This window comes from Myxococcus sp. CA039A (assembly GCF_013336645.1).
Lineage (GTDB): Bacteria > Myxococcota > Myxococcia > Myxococcales > Myxococcaceae > Myxococcus > Myxococcus llanfairpwllgwyngyllgogerychwyrndrobwllllantysiliogogogochensis.
This window is the reverse complement of the sequence record NZ_JABUMQ010000111.1, coordinates 21,452-30,143: the sequence shown is the minus strand read 5'-3', so window position 1 is coordinate 30,143 and position 8,692 is coordinate 21,452. Positions and strand designations below refer to the sequence as shown.

Annotated in this window: 8 protein-coding genes; all 8 read left to right on the top strand. The window is 68.8% G+C overall.

All coding sequences use genetic code 11. The features are described from left to right. On the top strand, positions 1 to 349 hold a 349-nt coding region (tilS, locus tag HR086_RS19870), incomplete at its 5' end, for a tRNA lysidine(34) synthetase TilS (RefSeq protein ID WP_174466390.1). A gap of 178 nt (positions 350 to 527) precedes the next feature. Next, positions 528 to 2,444, top strand: coding sequence for an ATP-dependent zinc metalloprotease FtsH (gene ftsH / locus HR086_RS19865; protein WP_141646199.1), 1,917 nt, complete (start codon positions 528 to 530; stop codon positions 2,442 to 2,444). 147 nt (positions 2,445 to 2,591) lie between these two features. After that, positions 2,592 to 3,830, top strand: coding sequence for a dihydropteroate synthase (folP, locus tag HR086_RS19860; RefSeq protein ID WP_174456802.1), 1,239 nt, complete (start codon positions 2,592 to 2,594; stop codon positions 3,828 to 3,830). A 228-nt stretch (positions 3,831 to 4,058) separates the two neighbouring features. After that, entirely contained in the window at positions 4,059 to 5,453 is a 1,395-nt protein-coding gene (glmM, locus tag HR086_RS19855; protein ID WP_141646197.1) for a phosphoglucosamine mutase, read from the top strand. A gap of 108 nt (positions 5,454 to 5,561) precedes the next feature. Further along, the gene (locus HR086_RS19850; protein WP_141646196.1) at positions 5,562 to 6,287 is read left to right on the top strand and encodes a pyridoxine 5'-phosphate synthase; all 726 of its coding nucleotides are present in this window, start codon (positions 5,562 to 5,564) and stop codon (positions 6,285 to 6,287) included. 6 nt (positions 6,288 to 6,293) lie between these two features. Further along, a complete protein-coding gene (gene acpS / locus HR086_RS19845) occupies positions 6,294 to 6,674 on the top strand; it encodes a holo-ACP synthase (RefSeq protein WP_174456801.1) in 381 nt (126 codons plus the stop codon). A 4-nt stretch (positions 6,675 to 6,678) separates the two neighbouring features. Then, positions 6,679 to 8,214 (top strand): NAD(P)H-hydrate dehydratase, encoded by a 1,536-nt coding sequence (locus HR086_RS19840; RefSeq protein ID WP_174466389.1) that lies wholly within the window; start codon positions 6,679 to 6,681, stop codon positions 8,212 to 8,214. Beyond that, entirely contained in the window at positions 8,211 to 8,690 is a 480-nt protein-coding gene (gene tsaE, locus HR086_RS19835; RefSeq protein WP_141646193.1) for a tRNA (adenosine(37)-N6)-threonylcarbamoyltransferase complex ATPase subunit type 1 TsaE, read from the top strand. Before HR086_RS19840 ends, tsaE begins: the two co-directional genes overlap by 4 nt. The last annotated feature ends 2 nt before the right edge of the window (positions 8,691 to 8,692 follow it).

The following is an 8,692-nucleotide window of genomic DNA, read 5'->3' as shown; positions in this document are numbered from 1 at the left end:
GCTGGAGGGGACGGGGTGGGCGTTCCGCGTGGCGGACCACGCACCTCCCGAGGGAGTGCATGGGCTGGCGCTGGCGGGGGATGTGAACTGGCCGCTCACCGTGCGGACACGCAAGCCGGGGGACAAGGTCCGGATGAGCGCGGGACAACGCCGGCTTCAAGATGTGTTGGTGGATCTTCGAGTGCCCGCGGAGTCGAGAGATTCGCGGCCGGTGGTGCTGGACGCCTCGGGCACGGTGGTGTGGCTTCCGGGACTCTGGATGCCTCCGCCCGGCAGGGCGGATGTTTCCGGACACTACCTGTGGGCGACACCCCCGGGTCCGAGCATTCAGCGGACCCCTTCGTTATAGAGTGGAATGAGAGTTGTCGGGGGTTGGTCGCGGCCCCTAAATAGTTGAGGGCGTTTTGCTGTTGCTGATACGGTCCGACGACAGGGGAGCTCGCCTGGTGTCGGGCAAACGACTGAAAAGGCTGGGTTTCTCCCGGCGCGGCCCTCATCCCGCCGAGTACCGAAAGGGCAGCTGACACGTGCGTTCGACTTACAAGACCATCGGGCTCTGGGTCATCCTGATCGTCCTCTTCGTCGCCTTCTACAACTTCTTCTCCCAGGGCAACGACCAGGTCCAGGAGCCCTCCTTCACCCAGCTTCTGACGAAGGTGGAGGAGAAGAAGGTCAAGGAAGTGGCGGTCAAGGGCAACACCTACTCCGGCAAGTTCGTCGACACGAGCGAGAAGTTCCGCACGACGGGCCCCGCGCCGGACGCGGCCATGCTGAACCAGCTCCGCAACAACGGAGTGGACGTCAAGTATGAGCGGGAGGAGCAGAACAGCCTCTGGCTGACCATCCTTGGTCAGTGGATGCCTGTCGTCTTCCTGTTCCTCTTCTTCATCTTCTTCATGCGCCAGCTCCAGGGGGGCAGCGGCAAGGCGATGACCTTCGGGAAGTCGAAGGCCAAGCTCCTGAGCGAGAGCCACAACAAGGTCACCTTCGCGGATGTGGCCGGTGTGGACGAGTGCAAGGAAGAGCTGGAGGAGATCGTCGCCTTCCTGAAGGACCCCAAGAAGTTCACCAAGCTGGGCGGTCGCATCCCGAAGGGCGTGCTGATGATGGGCCCCCCGGGAACGGGCAAGACGCTGCTCGCGCGGGCCGTGGCCGGCGAGGCGGGCGTGCCGTTCTTCTCCATCTCCGGCTCGGACTTCGTGGAGATGTTCGTGGGCGTCGGCGCCAGCCGAGTCCGCGACTTGTTCGAGCAGGGCAAGAAGAACGCCCCCTGCATCATCTTCATCGACGAAATCGATGCCGTGGGTCGTCACCGTGGCGCCGGCCTGGGCGGTGGGCACGACGAGCGTGAGCAGACGCTCAACCAGCTCCTCGTGGAGATGGACGGCTTCGAGTCCAACGACGGCGTCATCCTGATTGCCGCGACGAACCGTCCGGACGTTTTGGATCCCGCGCTGCAGCGTCCGGGTCGCTTCGACCGCCGCATCGTGGTTCCGCGTCCCGACCTGAAGGGCCGCCTGGGCGTGCTGAAGGTGCACACCCGCCGCGTGCCGCTGGCTCCGGAAGTGGACCTGGAGGTCATCGCTCGCGGTACGCCGGGCATGACGGGCGCGGACCTGGAGAACCTGGTGAACGAGTCGGCGCTGATGGCCGCGCGGCAGAACAAGGAGCGCGTGGACCTGAGCGACTTCGAGGCCGCCAAGGACAAGGTCTTCATGGGCCCGGAGCGCCGGTCGATGATCATGACCGAGAAGGAGAAGAAGAACACCGCGGTGCATGAGGCGGGGCACGCGCTGCTCGCCAAGCTGCTGCCGGGATGCGACCCGCTCCACAAGGTCACCATCATCCCGCGCGGTCAGGCCCTCGGCGTCACCTGGAGCCTTCCCACCGAGGACAAGGTCAACGGGTACAAGAAGCAGATGCTGGACCAGATCGCCATGGCCATGGGTGGCCGCATCGCCGAGGAACTGCTCTTCAACGAGATGAGCAGCGGCGCGGCGAACGACATCGAGCGGGCGACCGAGACGGCGCGCGCCATGGTGTGCCGCTGGGGCATGAGCGAGAAGCTGGGGCCCCTGGCGTTCGGCAAGAGCGACGGCGAGGTGTTCCTGGGCCGCGACTTCAACTCGTCCAAGGACTACTCCGAGGACACCGCGCGGGAGATCGACTCCGAGGTTCGCGCCATCGTGGTGGGCTGCTACGAGCGCGGCAAGGGCCTGCTGACGGCGAACCTGGACGCGCTCCACCGCGTCTCCGACGCCCTGGTGGAGTACGAGACGCTGGACGCCGAGGACGTGAACATCCTCCTGCAGGGTGGTCAGCTCACCCGTGAGCGCCCGCCCCCGCGCGTGAATGCGCCCCCGAAGGCGACGGAGAAGAAGGACAAGCGGAAGATCCTCGACGCCCTGGATGGGCTGCCGAAGATGGAGCCGAACAAGGCGTAGTCTCGCCGCTGTCCGAAGTGACGAAGGCCCTTCCCGCTGTCGGGGAGGGCCTTCTGCTTTGCGGGCCGCGCGCTCTCGGGTTTGCTTCCAGCGGCCAGGCGCGTGGCTCACGGGGTAGGGTGGCGCGGTGCCCTGGAGTCACTTCCCATGATTCGTGCCCGCCCCATCAGCGCCGACCGTCCAGAGGACCTGACGCTGGCCTTCCGGCGCATGGGCCTGCCCACGCCCGCGCGCGAGTACCTGCTGGAGAAGCTGCCGCACGCTCAGCTCCTGCTCACCGGCCTGACGAAGGACGTGGGCGCCTTCCTCCACTCACTCCCCGAGCGGGCCCTCGTGCCTGGACGCGAGGAGCATCCTTCGTGGGTCTCCGGTGACGTGCGCTCACGCCCCGGCGTGGGGCTGCTGTCGGGCCGTCGCGAGCAGTTCGAGCGGCTCATGGCCCTGGCGCGCGGCGAGGGCGGCGTGCTCGAGGAGTTGGCGAGCGCGCTGGCGCGCGGCCTGGATGCTGGGAAGTCGCCCGGGTCGATGGTGCTGGGGGCGCGCACGTTCGAGTGGGGCTCGCGCACCTACGTCATGGGCGTGGTCAACGTGACGCCGGACAGCTTCTCGGACGGGGGCCGCTACCTGAGCGCGGAGGCGGCCATCGCGCATGGACTCGCCCTGGCGGAGGCGGGTGCGGACCTGCTGGACGTGGGCGGTGAGTCCACGCGCCCCGGCTCCCAGGCCGTCACCGCCGAGCAGGAGGTGGCCCGCGTGCTGCCGGTCATCGAGGGCCTTCGCGCTCGCACCTTCGTGCCCCTCTCGGTGGACACCACGAAGGCCGCGGTGGCGCGCGCGGCGCTGAAGGCAGGCGTGCATCTGGTCAACGACATCACCGGCTTTCGCTCGGACCCGGAGCTGGCCCGCGCCGTGGCCGAGTCCAACGCCGCCTGTTGCCTGATGCACATCCAGGGGACACCCGACACCATGCAGCAGGCTCCGCGCTACGAGGACCTGATGGACGAGGTGCTCGACTTCCTCGACGACTCGGTGCGGCTGGCGACCTCGGCGGGCGTCGCTCGCGAGCGCATCCTGCTGGACCCTGGCATTGGCTTCGGCAAGACGTTCGACCACAACCTCTACCTGCTGCGGCGGCTGGGGGAGCTGCGCGTGTCGGGCCTGCCCCTGCTGGTGGGCACCAGTCGCAAGGGCTTCCTGGGGGCGCTGACGGGCGGCAAGCCGGCGGGCGAGCGGCTCGCGGCGACACTGGGCTCCGTGGCGGCGATGGCAGTGTTGGGTGGCGCGGATGTCGTCCGCGTCCACGACGTGGCCGAGGCGCGTGATGCGCTCGTGGTCGCCGATGCCATCCGGTCCGCCCGTGACGGAGGCACCCTGCTCGGACGGTGAGCGTGCGTGGACGAGGGGCCACGCGGCGTGGCCCTCGTGGTGTGGGCCCCGCGAGTGGGTCCTGGTATCGTTTTCGCACCGTTGTTCAGGGGTGATAGAGCCTGCAAGGCCGGGCCGTTGCCAGGGAGGCGTTGGGGCCCTACCTTCGAGCCCCGGCGGTGGGCGGGGTATAAGCCCCGACGTCGAGCGACCGGCACAGGCCCGGCGTGGGAAAGGTGGAGCGGCACCATGGCGTACAGGATGAACATGCCTCCGAAGGAGGAGCGCACGACACAGAAGCTGTTCGGTACGGACGGGGTTCGCGGAAAGGCGAACGTCTACCCGATGACAGCGGAAGTGGCGATGCAGCTCGGGCGGGCACTCGCGTTCCTCATCCGCAACGGGCCGCACCGGCACCGCGTCATCGTGGGCAAGGACACGCGGTTGTCCGGTTACATGTTGGAGCAGGCGCTCGCCGCGGGCCTGACGTCCATGGGCGTCGACGTGGAGCTCGTCGGTCCGCTGCCGACGCCGGGCATCTCCAACCTCACCACGTCCATGCGCGCCGACGCCGGCGCCGTCATCTCCGCGTCCCACAATCCGTACGAGGACAACGGCATCAAGTTCTTCTGGCGCGACGGCTTCAAGCTGCCGGACGAGACGGAGGGCAAGATTGAAGAGCTGCTCTCCACGGGCGCCATCGACTCCATCCGCCCCACCGCGACGAAGATTGGCCGGGCGTTCCGCATGGAGGACGCGCGGGGCCGCTACATCGTGTTCCTCAAGGCGACCTTCCCCCGCGAGCTGACGCTGGAGGGGCTGACCATCGTCGTCGACTGCGCCAACGGCGCGGCCTACAAGACGGCGCCCGCGGTGCTGGAGGAGCTGGGCGCCAAGGTCATCACCCTGGGCGTGTCGCCGGACGGCAAGAACATCAACCACAAGTGTGGCGCGCTGTTCCCGGAGAACCTGGCGCGCTCGGTCATCAAGCACGGCGCCCACCTGGGCATCGCGCTGGACGGCGACGCCGACCGGCTCATCGTCGTGGATGAGAAGGGCAAGGTCGTGGATGGCGACGCCATCATGGCCATCTGCACCGGCGAGCTGATGGCTCGCAAGCAGCTCAAGAAGAAGGTCCTGGTCTCCACGGTGATGAGCAACATCGGCCTGGAGCGCGCGGTGGCGCGCTGGGGCGTGAAGGTGGCTCGCACGCGCGTGGGTGACCGCTACGTCGTCGAGGAGATGCGCCGCAACGGCTACAACCTGGGCGGCGAGCAGAGCGGCCACCTCATCTTCCTGGACCACACGACGACGGGTGACGGCACGCTGGCGGCGCTCCAGCTCCTCGCGGTGATGTGCCGCGCGGGCAAGCCCCTGAGCGAGCTGGCTTCCATCTTCGAGCCGGTGCCGCAGACACTGGTCAACGTGGTGGTGAAGCAGAAGAAGGAGCTGGGCGAGATGCCGGAGGTGATGAAAATCATCAAGTCCGTGGAGCAGAAGCTCGGCAACTCCGGCCGCGTGCTCGTCCGCTTCTCCGGCACCGAGCCCAAGGTCCGGGTCCTCATTGAAGGCGAGGACGCCACGCGCAACGAGGCCTACGCGAAGGACATCGCCGAGGCCCTGTCCAAGGCGTGCAATCGCTAGTCGTCGTTCACGACGGTTGACTTCCGGACGCTGGCCGCGATTAGAGGGGCCAGCGCGTGCCGGGGCCCCCGACAATCCCGGGACCGCGCATCAAGCGAGGTGCGGTCGATGGGACAGCGACTGGGTGTCAACGTGGACCATGTGGCGACGCTGCGGCAGGCGCGGCGCACCACCTATCCGGACCCCGTGACGGCCGCGGCCATGGCGGAGCTGGCCGGCGCGCAGCAAATCACCATCCATCTGCGTGAGGACCGGCGCCACATCCAGGACCGCGACTTGCGCATCCTGCGTGAGACGACGCAGACCCTGCTGAACCTCGAGATGGCGGCCACCACGGAGATGGTGAAGATCGCCTACGAGCACAAGCCGGACGTGGTGACGCTGGTGCCGGAGCGCCGCGAGGAGCTCACCACGGAGGGCGGCCTGGAGGTCGCCGGTCAGCGCGAGCACGTCGCGAAGATCATCAAGAACCTCAAGGACGGCGAAATCACCGTCTCGCTGTTCATCGACCCGGACCTGGACCAGGTGCGCGCGTCGCACAAGGTGAACGCGGACCGCATCGAACTGCACACGGGACGCTACTGCGAGGCTCGCAACGAGAAGGAGCGCGCACGCGAGCTGGCGCGCATCGTCGATGCGGCCAAGGCGGGCACGAAGCTGGGGATGGGCGTGGCCGCGGGCCACGGGCTCAACTACGACAACGTGCAGCCCATCGCCCGCATCACCGAAATCGACGAGCTGAACATCGGCCATGCCATCGTCGCGCGCGCCGTGCTGGTGGGCTTCGACCGCGCGGTGCGGGAGATGCTCGACCTGATGCGCAACCCGGGATAGCGCGCCATGGGAATCCGGGGCCTGGGCCTGGACATCTGCTCCATCTCTCGCATCCAGCGCATCATGGACGGGCCTCGCGCGGAGCCGTTCCTGAACCGCGTCTACACCGAGGCGGAGCGCGCGCTGTGTGGCCAGCGCCATGATGCCGCCAGTGCCTATGCTGCGCGCTTCGCGGCGAAGGAGGCGCTGGTGAAGGCGCTGGGCGCGCCTCCGGGCATCCGCTGGAAGGACATGGAGGTGCGCCGCGACGGAGGGGCGCCGTACTTCGCCCTCTCAGGCGTGGCGCTCGAAGTGATGGAGGCGCGGGGGTTGGAGGCGTTCCTCGCGCTCACCCACGATGCCGACGTGGCCGCCGCCACGGTGGTCCTCCAGTCGAAAGGGGATTGAACCCATGTTGCGCGTCCTCACCGCCTCCCAGATGCGTCAGGCCGAAGAGGCCGCCGAGCAGCGCCACGGCATGCCCTCCGCGCTGCTGATGGAGAACGCGGGGCGGGGGCTCGCGGACGTGGCTCGCGACCTGGCCGGGCCCGGTGGCCGCTTCGTGGTGGTGTGCGGGCCGGGCAACAACGGTGGGGATGGCCTGGTGGCGGCACGCTTCCTGATGGAAGGGGGCGCGAGGGTGTCGGTGTCGCTGGTGGGAGATACCGCGAAGCTGACGCCCGAGGCGAAGCGCAATCTGGAGGCGCTGCGAGGCTTCGGCGGTGTGTCGCGCGCCCTGGAGTCGCTGGAGCCGCCGGGCGCGGGGGACGTGGTGGTGGACGCGCTCTTCGGCACGGGACTGAGTCGGGCACCCGCGGGGGCGTTCGCGGAGGCCATCTCCGCCATCCAGCGCTGGCGGCGCGCGGGTGCCAGGGTCGTCGCGGCGGATGTGCCGTCCGGCCTCCAGAGCGACACGGGCGAGTCCTTCTCGCCCTGCGTGGAGGCGGATGCCACGGTGGCCTTCGGCTTCCTCAAGCCAGGGCAGGTGCTGGAGCCCGGCGCGACGCTGTGCGGACGCGTGCGGCGGGTGGACATCGGCATGGGCGGCGCGTCCGCTCGCGAGGTATCCGGCGCCGAGCTTTTCGTGGTCGAGGAGTCCGACGCGCGCGACACCCTGCCGGTGCGCAAGGCGGACACGCACAAGGGCACGTACGGCCATGTCCTGGTCGTCGCGGGCAGTCGGGGCAAGACGGGCGCCGCGGCCCTGGTGTCGAAGGCGGCGCTGCGCAGCGGCGCGGGACTCGTCACCGTGGCCACGCGGAGCGATGCGCTGGAGGCCGTGCAGTCGCACTCGGCTGAAATCATGGGCATCCCGCTGGAGGCCGCGGGGCCTCTGGGCATGGGGGACCTGGACGCGCTGCTCGCCGCCGCCGAGGGCAAGGACGCGCTCGTGATGGGGCCGGGCATTCCACGCGGGCCTGGGACGGGCGCGCTGATTGGCGAGCTCCTGTCGCGCCTGGAGATTCCGGCGGTCCTGGATGCGGACGCCTTGAACGCCGTGGCGGATGACCTGTCCGTGCTGCGCCGCGCGAAGGGGCCGGTGGTCCTCACGCCGCATCCGGGGGAGATGGCCCGGCTGACAGGTAAGTCGACCCGGGAGGTCCAGTCCCAGAGACTGGAGGTCGTGAGTCGACTCGCTTCGGGACTCGGCGTGACAGTGGTGCTCAAGGGTGACCGGACGTTGACGGCGCACTCGGATGGCCGCGTCTTCATCAACACCACGGGCAACCCGGGCATGGCCACGGGCGGCTCCGGTGACGTGCTGTCTGGTGTGTGTGGAGCCCTGCTGGCTCAGGCGATTGCTCTGCCCAACGCCATCTGGACGGCGGTGTACTCGCACGGACTGGCGGGAGACCTGGCCGCGGCTCGACGCGGACAGCTGGGCCTGGTGGCGGGGGACCTCATCGAGCAGGGCCTCTGCGAGCTGTGGGTGAGGTGGGGTCGATGAGTGACGGAGAGTTGGTGACGCGGACCCTGACGCTGGCTTCACCCGAGGAGACGCATAGGCTCGGCGTGCGGCTCGGCGGGCTTCTGGAGCCGGGCGACTTCGTGGGGCTGATTGGTGACCTGGGCGCGGGCAAGACGCATCTGGTGCGCGGAGTCGCCGAGGGCGCGCATGTGCCTCGCTCCGAGGTGGCCAGCCCCACGTTCGCGATTGTGTATCCGTACTCGGGAAGGATTCCGCTCTACCACGCGGACCTGTACCGCCTGACGGGCTACGACGACCTCTACGCCACGGGCTTCATGGACCTGGTCGGAGGGGAGGGCGCGGTGCTGGTGGAGTGGTTGGATCGAGTGCCGGAGGCTGCGCCCACCGAGCACCTGCGTGTCACCCTGGCCCACGCGGGCGGGGATGCGCGCTCCCTCAAGGCGGAGGCCTTCGGTGTCCGGTCGGTGGCGCTGCTGACGGCGTGGTTGCCCTGAGC